We start from the raw sequence: 23,292 nt of genomic DNA, 5'->3' as shown, positions 1-23,292 counted from the left end.
ACGACGGGCTGGATCGCGATGAGGTTCAGGCGCGCGCCGAACAGGGTCCAGGGCGTCGCCCAGACGAAGGCCGGCAGATTGACGTTCGATTCCGAGTCCAGCGGGCGCGTGTCGCGCACCCCGAAGCTGGACGTGTTGACGAAGTAGAGACCCACCGGAAGCTGGGCGCCGGCCGCGGCACCGATGGTCTGGCCCGGCTGGGCCGCGGACCCCGCCATCGCGGGGGCGCCGGCGAGGGCCAGCAGGGCGACGGCAGCCGACAGGCGGCGCGCCAGCGATCGGAGGGCGCGCAGGGTCGTCCGAACGGCGGGTGCCGCGCCCATTGTCCCGGTCGGCGGACCGTCGCACCTGCGGACGGCTCCGGAGTTTTCGTAGGTCTCGTTTCCGGTGCGAAATCTGAATGGCGTTCGGATCACGGCTGTCTCCCGATGCTGGTCGCGATGCGGGACGGCACCCGAGAACGGTGCAGCGACAACGCGGCGCGCCCTATCTAGACAACCGAGAGGTGTGTTTTCTACGCCGCAAAAGCCTGTGCTTGTATTATCCCGGTGGGTGTGGCTTCAAAACACAGCTTAGATCCATCCTATGCTGGAAAGGCGGAAATCTGAAAAGGTTACAGGACAAGATTCAATGAGTTAGATTGTCAAATCGGGAATGTATTTGAGAATAAAGGCCATGAGTATTTCCGTATTTCGTCAGAAACGGTGATGAGCAGTGGTTTGTCGCAAAACAGAAGGAAAGTTTGCACGAAAATAGTCATTGTCGAGGTCAGAGAACAGCACGACAGGAATTAAGGTGCTATTCCTTCGGGCGGCGATCCGGATCAATGCCGTCGCCAGCGCCGCCGGCCTCGTGGAGGGCTTTGCTCCGCGCGCCTCGGCACTGATCTAGGTCTGCGCATCGTCGCCTCGCTCCCGACGACGAGACCGGGGAGGCTCCGATGGACGCGGCCTCGTCCGCTGCAGGCCCGATCCGCCGAGGTGTCGTCCGGACCAGTCCGCCGCTGGCCGACGAGTCCGCCGCGTCGGAGCCGGCGGAGGGCATCGAGCGGGCGGACGACGCCGACTTCCCCGCCGGCCGGGCTGCGCCTTCGGACAAGGGTCTCACGTCGGGGGGCGGCGGATCACCCGACCGGTCGCCGGGTCGGGACCTTCGGCGTTTCGCCGGGGGTGGCCGGTGCGGCCCTTACCCGAACAGGATCATCGCCTTCGAGACCGTGCTCCAGATCCCCCAGGCGATCGGGACGCCGACGGCGACCCAGGCGAGGATCGCGAGGGGCGTGACGCCGCCCCGGCCGATGCCGCGAGCGCTCGTCCGCCCCGCTGCCGTGGCGTTCCCGCCCTTCGCGCTGGCGGCGAGCGCGGCGTCGCTCATGAACCAGCGCGCCGCCAGCGGCCGGACCAGGAGGTTGGCGACGAAGCCGGCTGCCAGGAAGGCCGCCAGGATGTACATCGTCCGGGTGTAGAGCGCCGCCCCCTGGATGCCGGCATCGACCTGCGCCTGCCGGATCGCCGTCACCACGAAGGGACCGACCACGCCGGCCGTCGACCAGGCGGTGAGGAGCCGCCCGTGGATGGCACCGACGAACTGTGTGCCGAAGATGTCGGCGAGGTAGGCGGGGATCGTGGCGAAGCCGCCGCCGTACATCGACAGGATCACGCAGAAGAACGTCACGAACAGCGCTTTCGAGCCGATCGACGCCGCCCAGGGTGCGCCCGCGTAGAGCAGGCATCCGAGGGCGAAGAAGGTGGCGTAGGTCACCTTGCGGCCGATCTTGTCGGACATCGAGGCCCAGAAGAAGCGTCCGAGGATGTTGAACAGGGACAGGAGGCCGACGAAGCCGGCCGCGACCGCCGCGATCTGGGCCTTCTGGCCGGCATCGAGCTGGCCGAAGCCGACACCCGGCTGGCCGATCAGCGCGCCGCCGAAGATCTCCTGCAGCATCGGCGACGCGAGGGCGAGCACGCCGATGCCAGCGGAGACGTTGAGGCAGAGCACCGCCCAGAGCAGCCAGAACTGCGGGGTCTTGTGGGCCCGGTCCAGGTGGACGTGACCCGAGGTGATCATCGCGCTCTTGGCCGCCGGCGCGGTCCAGCCTTCCGGCTGCCAGCCGGCCGGGGGCACGCGGTAGCCGAAGGCGCCGCAGAGCATCGCCGCGCCGTAGAGCCCGCCCATCACCGCCAGCGTCTGCCAGACGCCAGCGGAATCCGGGGTCTTGAAGGTGTTGATGAGCAGGGTGGCCAGCGGCGAGCCGATCATGGCGCCGCCGCCGAAGCCCATGATGGCCATGCCGGTGGCCATGCCCCGGCGGTCGGGGAACCACTTCACCAGGGTCGAGACCGGCGAGATGTAGCCGAGGCCGAGGCCGATCCCGCCGACGAGGCCCATGCCGAGCCAGATCAGCCAGAGCTGATGCACGTAGACGCCGAGGGCGCCGATCAGGAATCCGCCGCCCCAGCACAGGGCCGCCGCGAGGCCGGCCTTGCGGGGCCCCGCCCGCTCCAGCCAGCCGCCGAACACCGCCGCCGACAGCCCGAGCATCACGATACCGATGGAGAAGACGATGACGAGGTCGCTGACGCGCCAGTCGCAGGTGGTGGTGACCAGGGCGGTGGCGATGCTCATGTCCGGGCAGGCCGCCGGCGCGGGCTGGCCGACGCTCAGCGCCCTCGACAGGGGGAGCCAGAACACCGACAGACCGTAGGACATGCCGATGCAGAGATGGATGGCCAGGGCCGCCGGCGGGACCAGCCATCGGTTGAAGCCGGGCTTGGCGACGATCGCTTCGCGGGACAGCCACCCGGGCGTGCGTGCGTCCGACAAGGACGCGTCTGAAACGCGAACGTCCATTCCAGGCATTTCTCTCCCTATACGCTGCAATGCAGCGGTTTTTCTGGATTAAAGCATGGCGGGAAACGTAGGGCGACGGCGTTCGCGGCAGGCGCCGAACGATTTGCTTACCCTGTCAGGTGTTCGATCCCGATTTCGACGGCCGATCGCAGATCCGGTTTCGATCGCCCCTGGCCGTGACCCTGGGTGAGTCCCGTCCGCGATCCCAGGGCCGTCGCCGCGCGCCGCCCGTTCCGGACGGCGCGGCGAAGGGGTTTTTAGGGCGCGGACGCGGATCGGATCGACGGACGTCCGAGCCGCGGGATCATCCGGACATAGACCAGCTCGCTCATGAGTTCGATCAGCGTCTGCGTGACGATGACGGCCGGCAGCAGGGGCACCCCGCCCGGAACCGCGAAGGCCAGGGGCAGGACGACCAGCGAGTTCCGGGTCGCGGCGCTGAAGGCCAGGGTCCGCCCGGTAGGCGCGTCGAGCCGGAAAACGCGCCCGGCTCCCCAGCCGATGAGCGGAGCCAATGCGGCGAAGGCCAGGTAGACCGGGACCGTCCGTGCGGCCGCGTCCCGGCTCGCGCCGAGCTGCGGCAGGACCGCCGCGACCACGACAAAGAGGACGAGGGCCGTCGCGGGGACCGGCAGCACACTAAGCCCGGCCGCGGCCCGTCGCCCGAGGCGGCTCCGTCCGCTCCAGACCTGGACGGCACCGGCCGCGGCCAAGGGCAGCGCGATGAGCCAGACGAAGGCGTGGAGGAAGGGGCCGACCTGCACGAACCGTCCCGCGTCCGCGCCGAGAAAGAGCGTCAGGTAGATCGGCAACAGCGCCATCTGGGCGAGGAGAAGGGCCGGGGTCGAGGCCAGCAGGACCCGGGCATCGGCGCCCCCGAGATGGGCAAAGGTCACCACGTAGTCGATGCACGGCGTGAGCAGCACCATCAGCACGCCGAGACGCAGCATCGGGTCGGCGGGAAGGAAGAGGGTGAGCCCGGCGACCAACAGGGGGATCGCGAGGAAATTGACGACCATCAACGCCGCCAGGAAGCGGCCGCGGGTGAAGGCGTGAGCCAGCGCCCGCAGGGGCACCTGCAGGAAGGTGACGAACAGCATCAGTGCGAGGGCCGGGTTGATCCCTCCTTCCAACGCCGCCGTTCCCGGCACGGTCAGGGCCGTGACGGCCCCTGCGGCGACAGCCGCAAGGGAGAGTTCGATCTGGCGGCCTTCGAGGGCGTCGCGCAGGGTTTCGATGCGGTCTCGCGGGTGCGGGGCCTGGGACTCAGCGGGCATCAGGCCGAGGCCGCCGACGCAGGGCGACGGAAGACCAGCGCCAGGTTGTTCGCCGGCAGGCCGATGCGGGCTTCGTGCCGCAGGCCGCGCCGCGCGGCCGTGTCCGCGACGGTCTCGAGATCGCGGACGCCCCAGCGCGGATCCCGCGCACGCAGGTCCTGGTCGAAGGCGGCGTTGCTCTCGGCGGTGTGGCGGCCGCCCTCGCGAAAGGCGCCGTAGAGGAACAGGACGCCGCCCGGGGCAAGCGTGCGGGCGGCTCCGTCCATCAGCCCTTCCGTGGCCGACCACGGCGCGATGTGGACCATGTTGATGCACAGGATGGCGTCGGCGCGCGCGATCGGCCAGGCGGCCGCGGCGGCGTCGAGATCGAGGGGAGGCCGCAGGTTGGCGAGACCTGCGGCCTCCGCATGCGCCGCGATGCTGCGGCGATAGGCCGGCTCGGGGTCGCTGGGCTGCCACGAGAGCGCCGGCAGGGCGGCGGCGAAATGGACCGCGTGCTCACCCGATCCACTGGCGATCTCGAGGATCGTTCCGGTCTCGGGCAGGACGTCCCGCAGGACGGCGAGGATCGCCGCACGATTGCGCGCCGCCGCCGGCGCGATGAGCGCCTCACGCCCCCTATCCCAGTCCTTCATCGTCCCTCCGTTCCGGCCGCGCCGCGGCGACCGTCATTCCAAATTCGCAACCCTGGCGCAAACGACGGAGCACGCCTGTTGCATCTCGACGCCGGAGGCATCAAACACCATTCAGATTTTCGGGCCGTTCGCCTTGCCACCTTTCGGGTGCCGCGAGACGAAGCGCCGGCATCCATCGCCGCCGTCCGTGATCATCACAGCTCTAAGGACACTGCTATGAAGACGCGCGCCGCGGTCGCGTGGGAGGCCAAGAAGCCTCTCACGATCGAGACCATCGACATCGAAGGACCCAAGGCCGGCGAGGTTCTCGTCGAGCTGATGGCCACCGGCATCTGCCACACCGACGCCTACACCCTGTCGGGCCTCGATTCCGAGGGCAAGTTCCCGGCGATCCTCGGCCACGAGGGCGCGGGCATCGTCCGCGAGGTCGGCGCCGGCGTCACCGCGCTGAAGCCCGGCGACCACGTCATCCCGCTCTACACCCCGGAATGCCGCAACTGTAAGTCCTGCCTGTCGCAGCGCACCAACCTGTGCACCGCGATCCGCTCCACGCAGGGCCAGGGCGTGATGCCCGACGGCACCAGCCGCTTCTCCTGCGTCTCCACCGGCGGCAGCCCGGGCGGGTCCAACACCCTGTTCCACTACATGGGCTGCTCGACCTTCTCGAACTTCACGGTCCTGCCGGCGATCGCGCTGGCGAAGATCCGCGAAGACGCCCCCTTCGACAAGATCTGCTACATCGGCTGCGGCGTCACCACCGGCATCGGCGCGGTGATCTACACCGCCAAGGTCTGGCCCGGCGCCAACGTCGTGGTGTTCGGCCTCGGCGGCATCGGCCTCAACGTGCTCCAGGCCGCCCGGATGGTGGGGGCCGACAAGATCATCGGCGTCGACATCAATCCGGACAAGCAGGAGATGGCCCGCAAGTTCGGGATGACCCACTTCATCAACCCGAAGGAGGTCGGCAACGATCACGTGGTCCAGGCGATCCTCGACGTGACCGGCGGCGGCGCGGATTTCTCCTTCGACTGCACCGGCAACGTCAACGTGATGCGCCAGGCCCTCGAGTGCTGCCACCGCGGCTGGGGCGAGTCGATCGTCATCGGCGTGGCCGAGGCCGGCAAGGAGATCGCGACCCGTCCGTTCCAGCTCGTCACCGGCCGCGTCTGGAAGGGCTCGGCCTTCGGCGGCGCCCGCGGCCGCACCGACGTGCCGAAGATCGTCGACTGGTACATGGAGGGCAAGATCAACATCGACGACCTGATCACCCACACCATGCCGCTCGAGGACATCAACCACGGCTTCGACCTCATGCACGAGGGCAAGTCGATCCGGTCGGTGGTGGTTTACTGATCCGATCGGGACAGACCGTGTCCGGTCCCTCCCCCCTTCGCGGGGGAGGGTGCCTGCGGAGCAGGCGGGAGAGGGGGCGACCTCTCCGGGACCGGTGCTCCCCTCACCCGACCCGCTGACGCGGGCCGCCCTCTCCCGCAGAGGGCAGAGGGAGGGGCGCGGATCGACCACATTCTTTCAGGGGCCCGACATCGCACCCTTTCCCAGCCCCGGAACGGGACTCTGAGCCCTAAGCAGGAGAGTACACATGGAAACCCTCTCGAAGGCCCGCGCCCACGGCGGCACGCAGGGCGTCTACAAGCACGATGCCCGGACTACGGGCTGCCCGATGACCTTCGCGGTGTTCGTGCCGCCGCAGGCCGAGGCTGGCCCGGTGCCGGTGCTGTGGTACCTCTCGGGCCTGACCTGCACGCACGCCAACGTCATGGACAAGGGCGAGTACCGCAAGGCGGCGGCCGAGCACGGCGTCATCATCGTGGCGCCCGACACCAGCCCGCGCGGCCCCGGCATTCCCGACGAGGAGGGCAACTGGCAGTTCGGCTCCGGCGCCGGCTTCTACCTCGACGCCACCCAGGCGCCCTACGCCGCGAACTACCGGATGTGGAGCTACGTGACCGAGGAACTGCCCGCCCTCATCGCTCAGGAGTTTCCGGCCGACATGTCCCGCCAGGGCATCTTCGGCCATTCCATGGGCGGCCACGGTGCACTGACCATCGCCCTCACCTATCCCGACCGCTTTAAGTCCTGCTCGGCCTTCGCGCCGATCGCCCAGCCCTCCACGGCCGGCTGGTCGAAGCCTGCCTTCGAGAAGTATCTCGGCACCGACACCGCTGCGTGGCGCGCCCACGACGCCACGGCGCTGATCGAAGACGGCAAGCGCTTCCCGGAGTTCCTGGTCGACCAGGGCACCGCCGACAGCTTCCTCGACGACGGCCTGCGTCCCTGGCTCCTGGAAGAGGCCTGCAAGACGGCCGGCATTCCCCTGACCCTCAACATGCGCGAGGGGTACGACCACTCGTACTACTTCATCTCCACCTTCATGGCCGACCACATCGCCTGGGCCGCCGCCCGCCTGAAGTGAACTGCCTCACCCGGATGCGGCGACGAGGCGGTCGAGCCGCATCCGGGTGATCAGCGCGATCTCGTCGAGGGCGGCCTGCTCCTCCTCTCCGGGAGTGCGCCGCAGGCGCTCCGCGAAGATCGCCAGGATCTCGGCTCGCGCCCGGCCGCGGACCGCGATGATGAAGGGAAAGCCGAAGCGGCGGCGATAGGCGGCGTTGAGGCGGTCGAAGGCCTCCGCGTCGGCGGCGGGCATGTGGTCGAGCCCGGCGCTGCCCTGCTCGCTTGCCGAATCCGCCGTCATGCTGCGGGCCCGCGCCTCGGGCCCGGCGAGCTCCGGATGGCCGTTCAGGAAGGCGATGCGGGTTTCGGTTGGCGCGGCGCGCACGGCCCGCATCATGGCCGCGTGCAGGTCGTCGAGGCTGGCGAAGGGCCCGTGCGCGTGGGCGCGCTCCGCGACCCAGGCCGCATGCTCGAACACCCCTCCGAATCGGACGACGAAGCCGGCCCCATCGAGCCGGTTGATGGCGGCGAGATCGGGCTTTCCGGAATCGACCATCGCCGTCAGCTGCCCCGGTAGGTGGCGCAGGTGCCCGGCGCGCACAGCATCGGCACGTGGTAGTGCTGCCCGGCATCGAAGACCGCGAAGCGCACCACCGGATTGTCGACGAAGATGTCGGCCTCGGTCACGCCGGGCTTGGTCTTCAGGTAGGCGTCGATGTGGAATTCGAGCTGGTACTGGCCGACCTTGGCCTCGGCGGCTGGCAGGATTGGTGCGTCGGTGCGCCCGTCGGCATTGGTGACGACGCTCTTCACGAGGCGCCACGCGTCGCCCTCCCTCAAGGAGAAGTCGATGCGCACCCCCGGCGCCGGGCGGCCGCGATCCGCGTCGAGGACGTGTGTGGTGATGCCGGCCATGTCGATCGGGCTCCGGAAGGAAATCTCGCTGAAGGCGTGCCGCGGGCGCGTCAGCTGCCGCGATAGTAGGAGTAGCCCCACGGGGTGAAAAGCACCGGCAGGTGGTAGCGCTGCCCCGCATCGCGGATCACGAAGCGCACCGGAACGAGGCTGAGGAAATTCGGCTGCGGCAGCGCTACGCCGGCCTCGGCGAAATACGCCTCGAAATGCATCAGCAACTCGTACTGGCCGACCTTCAGGGCTTCGTCGACCAGGAGCGGTTCGACCGGACGGCCATTGGCGGCCGTGGTCACGGTCTTGAGCGTCCGATAGGCGTCGCCCTCCCGGATCGCCAGGTCGCAGACCATGCCGGCGCCGGGCGTGCCGTGGAAGTTGTCGATGGCGTGCAGGGTCAGGCGCGGGCCGAGGCCGGCCTGGGAGTTCGGCGCCGTCGCCAGGGCCCTCGGCGGGGCGGGCGCGGCCTGCGCCAGAGCGCCGGTGGCGGCGACGGCGCCGAGACCGGCGCCGACGAGGCTTCGGCGCGTGAGGGCCGGTCGATCCATGGCGTGTCCTTCTCGACGGGTGCGGGGTTCGGGTTCAGGCGGGTTCGTGGGCGGCGCGTGCCGCGGCCCGCCGGACCAGGGCTCCGGGTTCCGGCGGGACGAAGGCGAGGATGAGGAGGAGCGTCGCGACCTCGAAGCCCGCGACGATCCAGAGGCCGGTGGCGGCAGAGCCGGTCTGTTCGCGCAGGGCGCCCATCACCGCCGGCGCGCCGAACCCGGCGAGGTTCGCCACCGCGTTGATCAGCGCGATGCCGGCCGCCGCGGCCGAACCGGCGAGGAACCGGCCTGGGATCTGCCAGAAGACCGGAATGGCGCTCATGGTGCCGACGATCGCCACCGTGAGGGCGAGGATCGACAGCGCCGGGCTGATCGGGACGAGCCACCCGAGGAGGGCGATCGCCACGGCGCCGATCAGCGCCGGGAGGCCGCAATGGAGGCGCGCCTCGCCGGAGCGGTCGGAGTGGCGGCCATTGAGGATCATCCCGGCTGCGCCGCAGAGATAGGCGCCGGACATGATCCAGCCGATGGTGAGCGGGTCGGTGTAGCCCGCCTCGCGGACCACGCTCGGCCCGAAGAAGGTCAGGGCCGAGTTGGCGGTGATGATGCAGAAGAAGATCGCGATGCATTGCCAGACCCGGACATCCCGCAACGAGGCGAGAATGCGATGCTCCCGCGGGCCGAGGGCCGCCGCGTCGCGGGCGAGGTCGGCCGCGACCAGGGCGCGCTGCTCCGGGGTCAGCCAGCCGGCCTTCTCCGGCCGGTCGGTCAAATAGAACAGCGTGACGAGGCCGGCCAGGATCGACGGGATGCCTTCGAGGAGGAAGACCCACTGCCAGCCTGACCAGCCGTTCACGCCGTCGAGTCCGGTCATGATCGTGCCGGCCAGCGGTCCGCCGATCACCCCCGCGATGGCGGAGGCCGACATGAACAGCCCGAAGACCTTGGCGCGCCGCTCGGTGGGGTACCAGTAGGTCAGGAACAGGATCACGCCCGGATAGAAGCCCGCTTCGAACACCCCCAGGAGGAAACGCAGGACGTAGAACAGGCCGGGGGTGGTGACGAACATCATCGCCACGCAGCAGAGACCCCACAGCAGGGTGATGCGCGCGATGGTCTTGCGGGCGCCGATATGCTCGAGGAGGAGGTTGCTCGGAACCTCGCAGAGGAAGTAGCCGATGAAGAAGATCCCGGCGCCGATGCCGTAGACGGTCTCGCTGAACTTCAGGTCGGCGAGCATCTGCAGCTTGGCAAAGCCGATGTTCACCCGGTCGATCCAGGAGAGGACCCAGAGGAACATCAGGAACGGCAGCAGCCGCCAGGTGATCCGGCGATAGGTCTCGTCGAGTCCGGCCGGCGAGGGCTGTTCGAGCGCCATCAGACAATCCGCAGTCCCGGCGATTCGAGCCGGGACGATGCATCAAAATGATGCAAATTGGGGGCCATGGCGACCGGTGTGGCAGGCCCGTTCCCCGCGATGCTTGGGGATAGCCATGCCCCGCGCCCCCAGGAACGCACCCGCCCCGGTACTCTTCCGCAACCCACGTCACGTACAGCTGGCCGTCGTCTCACCCGAGTTGCGATCCATGCGCTTATCGATCACCGCCGGTTCCAGCGTCCTCCGGCCCGCCGCGTGAGCGCGACGGTCATCCTCGCCCTGGTGCCGATCGCGCTGCTGATCGGCCTCGGCGTGCTGCTGCGCCGCAACGGCCTCGTGGCCGAGTCGTTCTGGGCCCAGGCCGAGCGCCTCGGCTACTACGTGCTGCTGCCGGCGCTGTTCATCCACGGGCTGGCCACCGCGCGCCTGGACGGCGTGCCCGTCCTCGCCCTGGCGGGCGTCCTCGTGGCCTCGACCCTCGCGGTGGCGCTCATGCTGCTCGCGATCCGGCCGCGGCTCGACCTCGACGGAGCGGCCTTCACCTCGGTGTTCCAGGGCGGAGTGCGCTTCAACAATTACGTCGGGGTCTCGGCGGCGGCGGGGTTGTTCGGCCTGCAGGGAATCGCCCTGGCGGCGGTCGCCAACGCGGCCATCGTGCCCACGGTGAACATCCTGTGCGTCCTGGTCTTCGCGCGCTTCGGCTCGGGCGGGCGGCTGGCGCCGCGGCCGATCCTCCGCCAGCTCCTTCTCAATCCCCTGGTGGTCGCCTGCGGCATCGGGATCGCCCTGCAGGCGACGGGCTTCGGGCTGCCGCCGGGACTGGAGCCCACCCTGAAGGCCCTGGGGCAGGCCTCCCTCCCGCTCGGTCTCCTCTGCGTCGGCGCCGCCCTCGATCCCCGTACCGTCCGGACCTGGCTGCGTCCGGTCGTCATCGCGTCGGTCGCCAAGTTCGTGCTGATGCCGACGGTGACGATCCTGGCCTGCCTCGCCGCCGGCCTGCACGGGCCGGCCGCCGCCACCGCCCTGCTGTTCCAGTCGCTGCCGACGGCGTCCTCGTCCTACATCATGGCCCGGCAGCTCGGGGGCGACGCGCCGCTGATGGCCGGCATCCTCGCCCTGCAGACGGTGCTCGCCGGGCTCGCCATCCCCCTGGTGATGCTGATCCTGGAGGGGTTCACCGCCTGACGGCGTCAGGCGGCGTAGCGGGCGAGCGCCAGGTCGGCATGGTCGATGTCGGGCGCGCGGCCGGACATCAGGTCGGCCAGCATCCGCCCGGAGCCGCAGGCCATCGTCCAGCCCAGGGTGCCGTGGCCGGTGTTGGTGTAGAGGTTGGCATAGCGCGTGGCACCGACGATCGGCGTGCCGTCCGGCGTCATCGGGCGCAGGCCGGTCCAGAACGTGGCGGCCGCGAGGTCGCCCCCGTTGGGGAACAGGTCCCGGACGCAGCGCTCCAGGGTCGCCCGGCGCGGGGCCCGGAGGACATCGCTGAAGCCCGCGAGCTCGGCCGTGCCGCCCACGCGGATCCGGTCCCCGAGGCGCGTGAGCGCGACCTTGAAGGTCTCGTCCATGACGGTGGAGACCGGCGCCTGGGCGGGGTCGGTGACCGGCAGGGTGAGCGAGTATCCCTTGACGGGATAGATCGGCAGCCGAAGCCCGAGGGGACGGAGGAGGCCCGGGGTGAAGGAGCCCATGGCGGCGACGTAGGCATCGGCCCGCAGGGTTTCGGATCCGCAGACTACGCCCGTCACCGCGTCGCCCGCGGTTTCGAGGCCGTCGATGCGCGTCCCGTAGCGGAAACGGACGCCCATCCGCGCGCACAGCTCCGCCAGGCGCTGCGTAAACAGGTGGGCATCGCCCGTCTCGTCGCCGCTCAGGTGAAGGCCCCCGACGATCGTGTCGCGGACGCCGGCCAGCGCCGGCTCGGCCGCGATGCATCCGGCCGGGTCCAGCACCGTGTAGGCGACCCCATAGGTATCGAGGACGCGGGTGTCGTCGCCGACATGGTCGAGCTGCTTTCGCGTGCGGAAGAGCTGGAGGGTGCCGCGGGTCCGGTGGTCGTAGGTGATGCCGGTCTCGGTGCGCAGGTCGCGCAGGACGTCCCGGCTGTACTCGGCGAGACGAACCATGCGGCCCTTGTTGCGGATGTACGCGTCCTCGGTGCAGTTCGCGAGCATGCGCGTGAGCCAGCCATAGAAGCGCGGCTCGACGGTCGGCCACAGCACCAGGGGCCGGTGGCGCATCATCAGCCACTTCATCGCCTTGATGGGAATGCCCGGGGCCGCCCAGGGGGCCGAGTAGCCCGGCGAGACCTGGCCCGCATTGGCGAAGCTCGTCTCTAGGCCGGCGGCGGGCTGGCGGTCGATCACCGTGACGGCATGACCGGCCTTGGCGAGGTAATAGGCCGTGCTGACGCCGACCACGCCGCTTCCGAGAACCAGGACCCGCATCGCACGTCTCCCCTGAGGCCCGGAATCCAAAGCACAGGCGGGGCCATGCCGCTCCCGGCCCCGAGCGCTCCGGTCTCGCCGGACTAGAGACACTCGATCCTGCGAGCGGTGCAGCGAAGATGGTGCAGGTTCCGCCTCGCAAAGGGTGCCCGACGCACGATCCTGCGATACGATGCACGATCGTTGCCTATGCCGGCCGAGGATAGTGATGCCGCCCGACGAGATCGATCGCGCGATCATCCGGGTCCTCCGCGAGGATGCGCGGATCCCGAACGCCGCCCTGGCGCAGCGCGTCGGCCTCTCGGCCTCCGCCTGCCTGCGGCGCTTGCGGATGCTGGAGCGCAACGGCACGATCCGCGGCTACACCGTGCTTCTCGACGGGCCCGGCTCCGCCGGCTTGGTGGTGATGACCCGGATCGCCCTGGAGCGGCAGACCGAGGATTGCCTCAACCGGTTCGAGGCGGCCGTGCGGCGCTGCCCCGACATTCAGGATTGCTACCTGATGACGGGTGATTCCGATTATCTCCTGAAGATCCGCGTCGCCGACATGGCGGAATACGAGCGGCTGCACCGGTCGGTGCTCTCGAAGCTGCCCGGAATCGCCCGTATCCAGTCGAGCTTCACCATCCGCAGCGTCATCGGCCGATGATTGCCTGGGCGGCGCACCAGGGCAAAGCTCGCGAAGGCCCTGGTCTCCTGCGCGCGAAAACCCTAGTTGGCTAATCAAGCGGGGTGGGTCCGGAGTCGGGGATGCTGGGTTGGTTCAAGGCGTTGATGCCGCGCGAGGATCGGTTCTTCGACCTCTTCGAGCGGCACTCGCGCACCCTGGTGGCCGGCGCCGAGGCGCTGCAGGGCGTGCTTCAGGGCGGGGACGCCGTTCCGCGCTACTGCCAACAGGTGGTGGAGCGCGAGCACGAGGCGGACGCGATCACCGCCGAAGTCCTCCTCGCCGTGCGTCGGAGCTTCATCACGCCCTTCGACCGAGGCGACATCAAGGACCTGATCCAGTCGATGGACGACGCCATCGACCAGATGAACAAGACGGTGAAGACGATCGCCCTCTACGAGGTTCGCCGCTTCGAACCGCTGATGCAGGAGATGGGCGGCACCGTGATCGAGGCGGCGCGGCTCACCGCCGAGACGATCCCCCTCCTCACGGCCGTCGGAACCCATGCGGGGCGCATCAACACCCTGACCGAGCAGATCACCCGGGTCGAGGGACGCTCGGACGAGCTGCAGGAGCGCGGCCTCAAGGCGCTCTACGAGGCCCACCGCAAGAATGGCGGCGACGGCGACACGATGGCCTACCTCATCGGCGCGGAGATCTACGGCCACCTCGAGGACGTGGTCGACCGCTTCGAGGATGTCGCCAACGAGATCAGCGGCATCGTGATCGAGAACGTGTAGGCGACCCGATGACCGAGGCCACCGCGCTCGCCCTGCCCGCCCTCGCCGGCCTGATCGCCGTCGCGCTGTTCTTCGACTTCCTCAACGGCCTGCACGATGCGGCCAACTCCATCGCCACCATCGTGTCGACGCGGGTGCTGCGGCCCCAATACGCGGTGCTCTGGGCGGCGTTCTTCAACTTCATCGCCTTTCTGTTCTTCGGCCTGCACGTAGCCCAGACCCTCGGGACCGGAATCGTCGATGCGGGGATCATCGATCCCCGGGTGATCTTCAGCGCGCTGATGGGCGCCATCACCTGGAACATCGTCACCTGGGTCTTCGGCATCCCGTCGAGCAGCTCGCACGCCCTCGTGGGCGGACTCATCGGAGCGGGCGTCGCCAAGGCCGGGTTCAGCGCGGTGGTCTGGAGCGGGCTGACGAAGACCGCCGCCGCCATCGTCCTATCGCCGCTCCTGGGCTTTCTGCTCGCGCTCCTCCTGGTGCTGATGGTCTCCTGGCTCTGCGTGCGGGCGACGCCGTTCGCGGTCGACCGCCGCTTCCGCGCCCTGCAGTTCGTCTCGGCCTCGCTCTACTCCCTGGGCCACGGCGGCAACGACGCGCAGAAGACCATGGGGATCATCGCGGTGCTGCTCTACTCGCAGGGCCACCTGGGCGCCTCCTTTCACGTTCCCCTCTGGGTGGTGATCTCCTGCCAGTCCGCCATGGCGCTGGGCACGCTGCTCGGCGGCTGGCGCATCGTGCACACGATGGGCTCCAGGATCACGCGTCTGAACCCGATGCAGGGGTTCTGCGCCGAGACGGGCGGCGCGATCACCCTGTTCGCCGCGACCTGGCTCGGCGTACCGGTCTCGACCACCCACACCATCACGGGCGCGATCATCGGCGTCGGGGCTGCACGGCGGACCTCGGCGGTTCGCTGGGGCGTCGCCGGCAACATCGTGGTCGCCTGGGTGCTGACCCTGCCGGCCGCCGCCCTGATCGCCGCGGCCTGCTACGCCGTGACGGCTTTCATCGGCTGAGGTCCGCTCCGGTCGGCGCGCGACATCGGACTGGGAGGAGACCCGGGAATGCTAGGCAACGTCGAGATCGTCTGGCGCCTGCTCCTGGCCGCGGTCCTGAGCGGGCTGATCGGCATCGAGCGCGAGCGCCTGCTCTGGGCCGCGGGCCTGCGAACGCACATGCTGGTCGGCGTCGGCGCCTGCCTGATCATGATCGTCTCGGCCTTCGGCTTCGCCGATGTGCTGGGGACCCGGAACGTCGCCCTCGATCCCTCGCGCATGGCCGCCCAGGTCGTCTCCGGCATCGGGTTTCTCGGAGCGGGAACGATTCTCCTGCGGGGCGAGGTGGTGAAGGGGCTCACCACCGCGGCGAGCCTCTGGGCCGTCGCGGCCGTCGGCCTCGCGGTCGGCGGCGGCCTCTACGTGGCGGGCATCGCCACCACGGCGATCCTGCTGGGGATCCTCGCCGGGATGAAACCCTTGCAGGAGCGCTACCACGACCGGATGCACATCCGGCCCCTCCGCGTGGTGGCCAAGCCCGGCTGCATCAGCCTGGAGGTGGTGCAGGCCGTGTCCGGTGTGCGCCCCTCCCGTGTCCGGCAATTCGTGACTCGGCGCGGGTCCGCGCCTGAATTCGACGAGACGCTGATCACCTTCGTGCGGCTGTCGCGCCGCTCCGTGGAAGACATCGCACAGAAACTTCGGAGGCATCCCGGAGTGATCACGGTCGATGATCTTCCCGAATCTGGCTGAGCATGCATGATGAACGGCGAAATTCGCGGCACGACCGCGCTGGGATGTCGGGGTGGGACAGGATTGCGCGCCGAAGCTCGTAAAACGCGTTCTTCGCGATCGAATCCCGTGCCGCCGGTCGGGCGTTTGGGAACACGCACGCGCGTCGCCCTCTCCCCGGTCCGGGACGTCGTCGGGACCGTGAAACGACGGAGGAAGGACGAGATCGCGTTCTTCGCAAGCGAGAGGGCCTGCGCCGTTCCGGCCGTCGGTCTCCAGCGGATGCCGGTCCGTCCTTGAGCCGTCGTCGTTCGTCCTCCGAGGCTGCTCCCGCCGACAAGGGCAAGCGGGCCAAGAGCCAGGTCTTTCTCGTCGCGGTGAAGCAGCGCCGAGAGGCGTTGCGCGTCTACGCGGTGCTGACATCCGCCCAGGACGAGGCTCTGGCCATCGTGGCGGCCGCGAGCGCGGAGGGCGCGGCGGTGGAGGCGGCGGGGCGCCTCTCGAAGAAACTGGCGCGGCCCCTCAAGCTGAAGCCCGAGGTCCCGCACCCGATCTGACCGAAGGCGCCCCTAGCGGGGCCGGCAGATCGTGCGATCCGTGTAGAGCACCACGTCGCCCTGTTTCGGATTGTTCACGGTGAACGGCGCGAGGCTGTCCCGGGGAAGAAACCCGCGTCCGAGTTCGCGGTCGAAGAAGTCGTGGCCGATCTCCATGTAGCAGCGATCGAGGACGGCGGTGTATCGCAGCGACGCCTGCACCGCGGCACCTCCGGTCCCGTCATTGCCGCGGCTCCCGTACGCATCGCAGTACCCGGACAGCTCGAGGCTGCCGGGACCCGAGAGCCGGATCGCGCGCGCGGTGCCGGGTTTCACCAGGAAGGACGGGCCGCCCTCCTGCGCGCCCACCAGCGTCAGGGGTGAGCGGTTATAGACGTGCCGGATGCAGTCGGCGCCGGCAGCACCCGCGCTCGCGACCAGCGCCAGGACGGGCAGAGCCATCCGGCCGAACCAGCGAAATCCCTTTTGCATCGCGCACCTTTTGCCAAGACGACCGGCTTCGACGACCGGATTCGAGGACTGACGACCGGATCGGAAGATCTGTTGAGACAGCTAGGGCATCGGGACGCCCGCGGCGAGGCCGTCGCGCGCCATCGGCACCGGCGACCGCGTGCGGATGCCGGCGAGGGTTTCCAGGGCGTTCAAGCGGCCGATGCGATCGTCGGGTTTTCCGGCGCCGCTGACCGGGACGATGGGAGCGCGGACCTGTGCGATGACCCGCGCGGTGCGCGTGGGCTTCTCCTTCGAGCCGGGTGGAGCGTTGGTACTGGGTTCGACGGTGCGGCCTTCGACCAGGGTGTCGGGCGATGCGACCCCGTGAGGTGCTCGGCCGCACACGAAGGCGCGAGGTCTCGCAGTCTGGAGAAATTCCAGGGACCGACGCGCCGAGTTCTGCGTTCTCGCTGGACACACTTCGCAGAAGGCAGGCGCACGTCCGGACGGAGCCCGCGCGGTTCCGTGTCACGCCCGGGACCAAGATCGCCCGATCGGGCGGTCTCCCGGCCCGCGACGTTACCGGGCGCCCGTCCGCTGGCAGCCTCCTCCCGCTACAGGTTCAGAGAACGCCATGCCAAGTTTCGGAGAGAACGAATTGAGTCGACGTGACGTCATGGCCGGCGCGACGGCCTGTGCGGCCCTGGCCGCGGTCCCCGCGCGGGCCGAGGGTCGGCCCGAATCCGCCGGTCCAGATCAGCCGGTGCTGGCGAAGGTGTCGCTGACGGTGAACGGCCAGCGCCGCGAACTCGAAATCGACACCCGCACCAGCCTGCTCGACGCCGCGCGCGAGCACCTGCACCTGACCGGCTCGAAGAAGGGCTGTGACCACGGCCAGTGCGGCGCCTGTACGATGATCGTCGACGGCCGGCGCATCAATTCCTGCCTGACCCTGGCGGTGATGCACCAGGGGTCGGAGATCACCACCATCGAGGGGCTCGGCCAGCCCGACGCCCTGCACCCGATGCAGGCCGCCTTCATCAAGCATGACGGCTACCAGTGCGGCTACTGCACGCCGGGCCAGATCTGCTCCGGCGTCGCGGTGCTCGCCGAGATCAAGGCTGGCATCCCCAGCCACGTCACGGCGGATCTGAATGCGCCGATGCAGGTCACGGACGCCGAGATCCGCGAGCGCATGAGCGGCAATATCTGCCGCTGCGGCGCCTATTCCAACATCGTCGAGGCGATGACCGAGGTCGCCGGGAGGCCCGCATGAAGTCTTTCACCTACGAGCGCCCGAATTCGCCCGCGGAAGCCGCCGCCGCCGTGTCCCGCAATCCGAACGCCAAGTTCATTGCCGGTGGCACGAACCTCCTCGATCTAATGAAGCTGCAGATCGAGACCCCGACCCACCTCGTGGACGTCAACGGCCTCGGGCTCGACAAGATCGAGGCGACGCCGGAGGGCGGTCTGCGCGTCGGAGCTCTCGTGCGCAACACCGACCTCGCGGCCGATGCCCGCGTGCGCAAGGATTACGCCGTGCTCTCGCGGGCCCTGCTCGCCGGTGCCTCCGGACAGCTGCGCAACAAGGCGACCACCGCCGGCAATCTCCTGCAGCGCACCCGCTGTCCGTACTTCTACGATACCGCGCAGGCCTGCAATAAGCGTCAGCCGGGCTCCGGCTGCTCGGCCCTCGACGGCGTCTCGCGCCAGCTTGCCGTGATCGGTGCGAGCGAGGCCTGCATTGCCACGCATCCGGGCGACATGGCGGTCGCCATGCGGGTGCTTGACGCCACGGTCGAGACCGTCGACGCCAAGGGGACCAAGCGGAAGATCCCGATGGCCGAATTCCACCGCCTGCCGGGTGACCGGCCGGAGGTCGACACCACGCTCGCGCCCGGCGAGCTCATCACGGCGGTGACGCTGCCGAAGCCGCTGGGTGGCGCGCACATCTACCGCAAGGTCCGGGATCGCGCGTCCTACGCCTACGCCCTGGTCTCGGTGGCGGCGGTGGTTCAGCCGGACGGCAGCGGCCGGGCGGCCTTCGGCGGCGTGGCGCACAAGCCCTGGCGGGTGGAAGCGGCGGAGGGCGAGATGGCCCGGGGCGCCAAGGCGGTGACCGCGCAGGCCTTCGCCGGCGCCAAGCCGACCCACGACAATGCCTACAAGCTGACGCTGGCCGAGCGCACGCTCAGCGCGGCGCTGAACGAAGCGAGGGCCTGAGCCATGAAGTTCGACACCCCCGCGGGCCAGAACCCGATCGACCAGCTCAAGGTCGTCGGCAAGGCCACCGACCGCATCGACGGCAAGTTCAAGACCACCGGGACGGCGCCTTATGCCTATGAGCGCCACGACGTGGTGGCGAATCAGGCCTACGGCTACGTGCTCGGCGCCGGCATCGCCAAGGGCCGCATCCGCGCCATCGACACGGCGGCCGCCAAGGCGTCGCCCGGCGTCGTCGCCATCGTCACCACCCTGGACATGCCGGCTCTCGGCCTCGGCCGGATGAACGCCGCCAACCTCTTCGGCGGTGCTCAGGTCCAGCACTACCACCAGGCCATCGCGGTCGTGGTGGCCGAGACCTTCGAGCAGGCCCGAGCCGCGGCGTTCCTCGTCAAGGTCGACTATGCCCGCGAGGCCGGCCAGTTCGACCTCGCGGCCGTGGCCCCGTCCGCCAAGCCGGTTCCCGGCGACAGCGGCGAGGGCAGCGGCGGCGGCGGCGAAGATCGGACCGGCGACTTCGAGGGCGCCTTCGCCTCGGCGCCGGTCAAGTTCGACGAGACCTACACGACCCCCGACGAGAGCCACGCGATGATGGAGCCGCACGCGACCATCGCCGCCTGGGAGGGCGACAAGCTCACCCTCTGGACCTCGAACCAGATGATCGCCTGGACCAAGGGCAGCATCGCCAAGATCCTCGACATCCCGGAGGCGTCGATCCGCGTCGACTCGCCCTATATCGGCGGCGGCTTCGGGGGAAAGCTGTTCGTGCGCTCCGACGCCGTGGTGGCGGCGCTGGCCGCCAAGGCCGCCGGCCGACCGGTCAAGGTCGCGCTGACCCGGCCGCTGGTCGCCAACAACACCACCCATCGGCCGGCCACGATCCAGCGGATCCGCATCGGCGCGACGGCGGACGGGACGATCACCGCCATCGCCCATGAGAGTACCTCCGGCAACCTGCCCAAGGGCAAGCCCGAAACCGCCGTGGACCAGACCAAGCTGCTCTATGCCGGGGCCAATCGCCTGACGGCCATGAAGCTTGCCCATCTCGACCTGCCCGAAGGCAATTCGATGCGGGCGCCGGGCGAGGCGCCGGGCCTGATGGCCCTCGAGATCGCCATGGACGAGATGGCCGAGAAACTGGGCATGGACCCGGTCGCCTTCCGCGTCCGCAACGACACCCAGGTCGATCCGGGGCATCCCGAGCGTCCGTTCTCCCACCGCAACCTCGTGGGCTGCCTGAAGCTCGGCGCGAAGACGTTCAACTGGTCGGCCCGCAACCCGAAGCCCGGCCAGGTTCGCGACGGGCGCTGGCTCGTGGGCATCGGCATGGCGGCGGGCTTCCGCAACAACCTGCTGATGAAGTCGGGCGCCCGCGTTCGGCTCGGGCGCGACGGCCTCGTCACGGTCGAGACCGACATGACCGATATCGGGACCGGCTCCTACACCATCATCGCGCAGACCGCCGCCGAGATGATGGGCGTGGGCCTGGACAAGGTGGTGGTCCGCCTCGGCGATTCGTCCTACCCGGTCTCGGCCGGCTCTGGCGGGCAGTTCGGTGCGAACAACTCGACCGCCGGTGTCTACGCGGCCTGCGTTCAGCTCCGCGAGGCGGTGGCGCAGCGGCTCGGCTTCAACTCGGCCGATGCGGTGTTCGCGGACGGGCAGGTCCGCTCCGGAAATCGCACCGAGACCCTGGTGAAGGCGGCCGCCGACGGCGAACTCGTGGCCGAGGATTCGATCGAGTACGGCGACCTCGCCAAGAAGCAGCAGCAATCGACCTTCGCGGGCCACTTCGTCGAGGTCGGCGTCGATGTCGACACCGCCGAGATCCGGGTGCGGCGCATGCTGGCGGTCTGTGCCGCCGGGCGCATCCTCAACCCGAAATCGGCCCGCAGCCAGGTCATCGGCGGCATGACGATGGGCGTCGGCGGAGCGCTGATGGAGGAACTGGCAGTCGACACGAAGCGCGGCTTCTTCGTGAACCACGATCTCGCCGGCTACGAGGTGCCGGTGCATGCGGACATTCCGCACCAGGAGGTGATCTTCCTCGACGAGGTCGATCCGCAATCCTCGCCGATGAAGGCGAAGGGTGTGGGCGAACTCGGCATCTGCGGTGTGGGCGCGGCGGTGGCCAACGCGGTCTACAACGCCACGGGCGTGCGGGTGCGGAGCTACCCGATCACCCTCGACAAGCTCCTCGGGCAGATGCCCGACGCTGCCTGAGACCGAACGCGCGAAGGCCGCGGCAGGGATCCTGCCGCGGCCCGTAGGACGTTGCGCGACCCCCGATGGCCTTCAGGCCGCCGGGGGTCGTTCGCGTTCAGCTGTGTGCCAGCACCGCCAGCAGCAGCAGGGCGATGATGTTCGTGATCTTGATCGCCGGATTCACGGCGGGGCCGGCGGTGTCCTTGTAGGGATCGCCGACGGTGTCGCCGGTCACGGCCGCCTTGTGGGCCTCCGAGCCCTTGCCGCCGTGGTGCCCGTCCTCGATGTACTTCTTGGCGTTGTCCCAGGCGCCGCCGCCCGAGGTCATCGAGATCGCGACGTAGAGCCCCGTGATGATCACGCCGAGGAGCATCGCTCCCACCGTGGCGAAGGCCTGGCTCTTTCCGCCGATCGGCTGGATCACGAAGAACAGCACGATCGGCGACAGCACCGGCAGCAGCGAGGGAACGATCATCTCCTTGATCGCCGCCCGGGTGAGCATGTCGACGGCGCGGCCGTAATCCGGCCGGTCGGTCCCCTGCATGATGCCGGGCTTCTCAAGGAACTGCCGACGCACCTCCTCCACCACGGCGCCGGCCGCGCGGCCCACCGCGGTCATCGCCATGCCGCCGAACAGGAATGGGATCAGGCCGCCCAGCAGCAGACCGACGACCACGTAGGGGTTGGAGAGCGAGAAATCGACGGTCACGCCCTGGAAGAAGCGGTACTGGGTCGGGCTCGCATGGGCGATGAAGTAGTTCAGGTCGGAGGTGTAGGCGGCGAACAGCACCAGGGCGCCGAGGCCGGCCGAGCCAATGGCGTAGCCCTTGGTCACCGCCTTGGTGGTGTTGCCGACCGCGTCGAGGGCATCGGTGGACTTGCGCACGTCCGGCGGCAGGCCGGCCATCTCGGCGATGCCGCCGGCATTGTCGGTGACCGGACCGAAGGCATCGAGGGCCACGATGAAGCCGGCGAGCGCCAGCATGGCGGTGACCGCGATGGCGATGCCGAACAGCCCGGCCAGCGAGTAGGTGCTGATGATGCCCGCGACGATGACGAGCGCGGGCAGAGCGGTGGATTCGAGCGAGATCGCCAGGCCCTGGATCACGTTGGTGCCGTGGCCCGTCACGGACGCGTCCGCGATGGACTTCACCGGCCGGAAGTTGGTGCCGGTGTAGTACTCGGTGATGACGACGATCAGCGCCGTGATGACGAGGCCGATCACCGCGCAGCCGAGAAGGCCCCCGGAGGTGAAGGTCACGCCCGCGTTGGTGGTGAAGGCCGTGCCGAAGCCGCCGAACAGGGCGTAGTTCACGCCCGCGATGGCGACGATCGAGAGGGCTCCGGCGGTGATCAGGCCCTTGTAGAGCGCGCCCATGATCGACTGGTTGGCCCCGAGCCGCACCGCGTAGGTGCCGGCGATCGAGGTCAGGATGCAGGCCGAGCCGATGGCCAGGGGATAGAGCAGCATCGCCTCGAGGACGTTGCGCCCCCCGACCTCGGTCTGGCCGGAGAAGAAGATCGCCGCGAGCACCATGGTGGCGACCACGGTCACCGCGTAGGTCTCGAACAGGTCGGCCGCCATGCCGGCGCAGTCGCCGACGTTGTCGCCGACATTGTCCGCGATGGTGGCAGGGTTGCGCGGATCGTCCTCCGGGATCCCGGCCTCGACCTTGCCGACGAGGTCGCCGCCGACATCCGCGCCCTTGGTGAAGATGCCGCCGCCGAGACGGGCGAAGATCGAGATCAGCGAGGCGCCGAAGCCCAGGGCGACCAGGGCGTCGATGACGTCGCGGCTGGCCGGCGACAGGCCGGCGATGCGGGTGAGGTAGCCGTAGTAGAGCGCCACGCCGAGGAGCGCGAGGCCGGCCACGAACATGCCGGTGACGGCCCCCGATTTGAAGGCGACGTCGAGGCCGCCGCCGAGCGACGTGGAGGCCGCCTGCGCGGTGCGGACGTTGGCACGCACCGAGACGTTCATGCCGATGAAGCCGGCCGCCCCCGACAGCACGGCGCCGATCAGGAAGCCGATCCCCACCTTCAACCCGAGGAAATATGTGAGGGCGACGAACAGCACGAGCCCGACGATCGCGATCGTGGCGTATTGGCGCCGGAGATAGGCCTGCGCCCCCTCGGCGATCGCCCCCGCGATCTCCTGCATGCGCTGGGTGCCGGCGTCGCGCTTCATCACGTCGTTGATCGTGAGGATGCCATAGGCGACGGCGCACAGCCCGCCCAGGATGATAAGCAACAAAGCTGTCATTCGACCGTCCTTGATTGGC

At 69.3% G+C, this 23,292-nt stretch carries 22 protein-coding genes and 1 pseudogene; 11 read left to right on the top strand and 12 right to left on the bottom strand.

The annotated features are described in order from the left end of the window. The 4 genes and pseudogenes from AC6EUL_RS18910 to AC6EUL_RS18895 form a co-directional block, all read right to left on the bottom strand. Positions 1–323: pseudogene (locus AC6EUL_RS18910) on the bottom strand (transporter); the annotation flags it as partial. 862 nt (positions 324–1,185) lie between these two features. Then, positions 1,186–2,850 (bottom strand): OFA family MFS transporter, encoded by a 1,665-nt coding sequence (locus AC6EUL_RS18905; RefSeq protein WP_056351454.1) that lies wholly within the window; start codon positions 2,848–2,850, stop codon positions 1,186–1,188. Positions 2,851–3,107: 257 nt separating this feature from the next. Beyond that, entirely contained in the window at positions 3,108–4,127 is a 1,020-nt protein-coding gene (locus AC6EUL_RS18900; RefSeq protein ID WP_499871959.1) for an arsenic resistance protein, read from the bottom strand. Continuing rightward, on the bottom strand, positions 4,127–4,762 hold the full coding sequence (locus AC6EUL_RS18895) for a DUF938 domain-containing protein (RefSeq protein ID WP_056274568.1): 636 nt from the start codon (positions 4,760–4,762) through the stop codon (positions 4,127–4,129). The genes AC6EUL_RS18900 and AC6EUL_RS18895 overlap by 1 nt, the downstream gene beginning before the upstream one ends. A 216-nt stretch (positions 4,763–4,978) precedes the next feature. Between AC6EUL_RS18895 and AC6EUL_RS18890 the strand changes: the two genes are divergently transcribed. Further along, positions 4,979–6,115: an S-(hydroxymethyl)glutathione dehydrogenase/class III alcohol dehydrogenase gene (locus AC6EUL_RS18890; RefSeq protein ID WP_056213821.1), complete on the top strand. Its 1,137-nt coding sequence runs from the start codon at positions 4,979–4,981 to the stop codon at positions 6,113–6,115. Positions 6,116–6,362: 247 nt separating this feature from the next. Next, positions 6,363–7,196 (top strand): S-formylglutathione hydrolase, encoded by an 834-nt coding sequence (gene fghA / locus AC6EUL_RS18885; protein WP_056213824.1) that lies wholly within the window; start codon positions 6,363–6,365, stop codon positions 7,194–7,196. Between the two features lie 6 nt (positions 7,197–7,202). On the opposite strand, the gene uraD is transcribed toward fghA, so the two are convergent. The 4 genes from uraD to AC6EUL_RS18865 are packed head-to-tail and all read right to left on the bottom strand — an operon-like array spanning position 7,203 to position 10,009. Continuing rightward, on the bottom strand, positions 7,203–7,733 hold the full coding sequence (uraD, locus tag AC6EUL_RS18880; RefSeq protein ID WP_499871955.1) for a 2-oxo-4-hydroxy-4-carboxy-5-ureidoimidazoline decarboxylase: 531 nt from the start codon (positions 7,731–7,733) through the stop codon (positions 7,203–7,205). Between the two features lie 5 nt (positions 7,734–7,738). Further along, complete coding sequence (gene uraH, locus AC6EUL_RS18875) at positions 7,739–8,092, bottom strand: hydroxyisourate hydrolase (RefSeq protein WP_499871953.1); 354 nt, start codon at positions 8,090–8,092, stop codon at positions 7,739–7,741. Between the two features lie 50 nt (positions 8,093–8,142). Next, positions 8,143–8,634: a hydroxyisourate hydrolase gene (gene uraH, locus AC6EUL_RS18870; protein ID WP_499871951.1), complete on the bottom strand. Its 492-nt coding sequence runs from the start codon at positions 8,632–8,634 to the stop codon at positions 8,143–8,145. Between the two features lie 34 nt (positions 8,635–8,668). Beyond that, the gene (locus AC6EUL_RS18865) at positions 8,669–10,009 is read right to left on the bottom strand and encodes an MFS transporter (RefSeq protein WP_499871949.1); all 1,341 of its coding nucleotides are present in this window, start codon (positions 10,007–10,009) and stop codon (positions 8,669–8,671) included. A gap of 255 nt (positions 10,010–10,264) precedes the next feature. On the opposite strand from AC6EUL_RS18865, the gene AC6EUL_RS18860 reads away from it, so the two are divergent. Next, a complete protein-coding gene (locus tag AC6EUL_RS18860) occupies positions 10,265–11,194 on the top strand; it encodes an AEC family transporter (protein WP_499871947.1) in 930 nt (309 codons plus the stop codon). A 5-nt stretch (positions 11,195–11,199) separates the two neighbouring features. Here AC6EUL_RS18860 and AC6EUL_RS18855 read toward each other — a convergent pair whose 3' ends face one another. Beyond that, positions 11,200–12,456, bottom strand: a complete 1,257-nt coding sequence (locus AC6EUL_RS18855) for a D-amino acid dehydrogenase (protein WP_499871945.1) — start codon at positions 12,454–12,456, stop codon at positions 11,200–11,202. A 208-nt stretch (positions 12,457–12,664) separates the two neighbouring features. Between AC6EUL_RS18855 and AC6EUL_RS18850 the strand changes: the two genes are divergently transcribed. From AC6EUL_RS18850 to AC6EUL_RS18830, 5 genes are all read left to right on the top strand, one after another. Further along, complete coding sequence (locus AC6EUL_RS18850; protein ID WP_499871943.1) at positions 12,665–13,105, top strand: Lrp/AsnC family transcriptional regulator; 441 nt, start codon at positions 12,665–12,667, stop codon at positions 13,103–13,105. 101 nt (positions 13,106–13,206) lie between these two features. Continuing rightward, a complete protein-coding gene (locus AC6EUL_RS18845; protein ID WP_056274555.1) occupies positions 13,207–13,863 on the top strand; it encodes a DUF47 domain-containing protein in 657 nt (218 codons plus the stop codon). 8 nt (positions 13,864–13,871) lie between these two features. Beyond that, the gene (locus tag AC6EUL_RS18840; RefSeq protein WP_056213855.1) at positions 13,872–14,882 is read left to right on the top strand and encodes an inorganic phosphate transporter; all 1,011 of its coding nucleotides are present in this window, start codon (positions 13,872–13,874) and stop codon (positions 14,880–14,882) included. Positions 14,883–14,930: 48 nt separating this feature from the next. Then, positions 14,931–15,614, top strand: a complete 684-nt coding sequence (locus AC6EUL_RS18835; RefSeq protein WP_499871938.1) for an MgtC/SapB family protein — start codon at positions 14,931–14,933, stop codon at positions 15,612–15,614. Between the two features lie 275 nt (positions 15,615–15,889). After that, positions 15,890–16,150: a hypothetical protein gene (locus AC6EUL_RS18830; protein WP_056380533.1), complete on the top strand. Its 261-nt coding sequence runs from the start codon at positions 15,890–15,892 to the stop codon at positions 16,148–16,150. Positions 16,151–16,162: 12 nt separating this feature from the next. On the opposite strand, the gene AC6EUL_RS18825 is transcribed toward AC6EUL_RS18830, so the two are convergent. Both AC6EUL_RS18825 and AC6EUL_RS18820 read right to left on the bottom strand, forming a co-directional pair. Next, positions 16,163–16,591 carry a hypothetical protein gene (locus tag AC6EUL_RS18825; RefSeq protein WP_499871933.1) on the bottom strand — a complete coding sequence of 143 codons (429 nt, stop codon included), beginning with the start codon at positions 16,589–16,591 and terminating at the stop codon, positions 16,163–16,165. A gap of 111 nt (positions 16,592–16,702) precedes the next feature. After that, the gene (locus AC6EUL_RS18820; protein WP_499871931.1) at positions 16,703–16,987 is read right to left on the bottom strand and encodes a hypothetical protein; all 285 of its coding nucleotides are present in this window, start codon (positions 16,985–16,987) and stop codon (positions 16,703–16,705) included. A 271-nt stretch (positions 16,988–17,258) separates the two neighbouring features. Between AC6EUL_RS18820 and paoA the strand changes: the two genes are divergently transcribed. The 3 genes from paoA to paoC are packed head-to-tail and all read left to right on the top strand — an operon-like array spanning position 17,259 to position 21,028. After that, the gene (gene paoA, locus AC6EUL_RS18815) at positions 17,259–17,858 is read left to right on the top strand and encodes an aldehyde dehydrogenase iron-sulfur subunit PaoA (protein WP_056380537.1); all 600 of its coding nucleotides are present in this window, start codon (positions 17,259–17,261) and stop codon (positions 17,856–17,858) included. Next, a complete protein-coding gene (locus AC6EUL_RS18810) occupies positions 17,855–18,805 on the top strand; it encodes an FAD binding domain-containing protein (RefSeq protein ID WP_056351412.1) in 951 nt (316 codons plus the stop codon). The genes paoA and AC6EUL_RS18810 overlap by 4 nt, the downstream gene beginning before the upstream one ends. Before the next feature lie 3 nt (positions 18,806–18,808). Next, positions 18,809–21,028: an aldehyde oxidoreductase molybdenum-binding subunit PaoC gene (gene paoC / locus AC6EUL_RS18805; RefSeq protein ID WP_499871928.1), complete on the top strand. Its 2,220-nt coding sequence runs from the start codon at positions 18,809–18,811 to the stop codon at positions 21,026–21,028. Positions 21,029–21,125: 97 nt separating this feature from the next. Here paoC and AC6EUL_RS18800 read toward each other — a convergent pair whose 3' ends face one another. Further along, a complete protein-coding gene (locus tag AC6EUL_RS18800) occupies positions 21,126–23,273 on the bottom strand; it encodes a sodium-translocating pyrophosphatase (RefSeq protein ID WP_499871926.1) in 2,148 nt (715 codons plus the stop codon). Between the last annotated feature and the right edge of the window lie 19 nt (positions 23,274–23,292).

This window comes from Methylobacterium sp. 001424705, from assembly GCF_059816145.1.
This window is presented reverse-complemented; position numbering and strand designations above follow the sequence as displayed.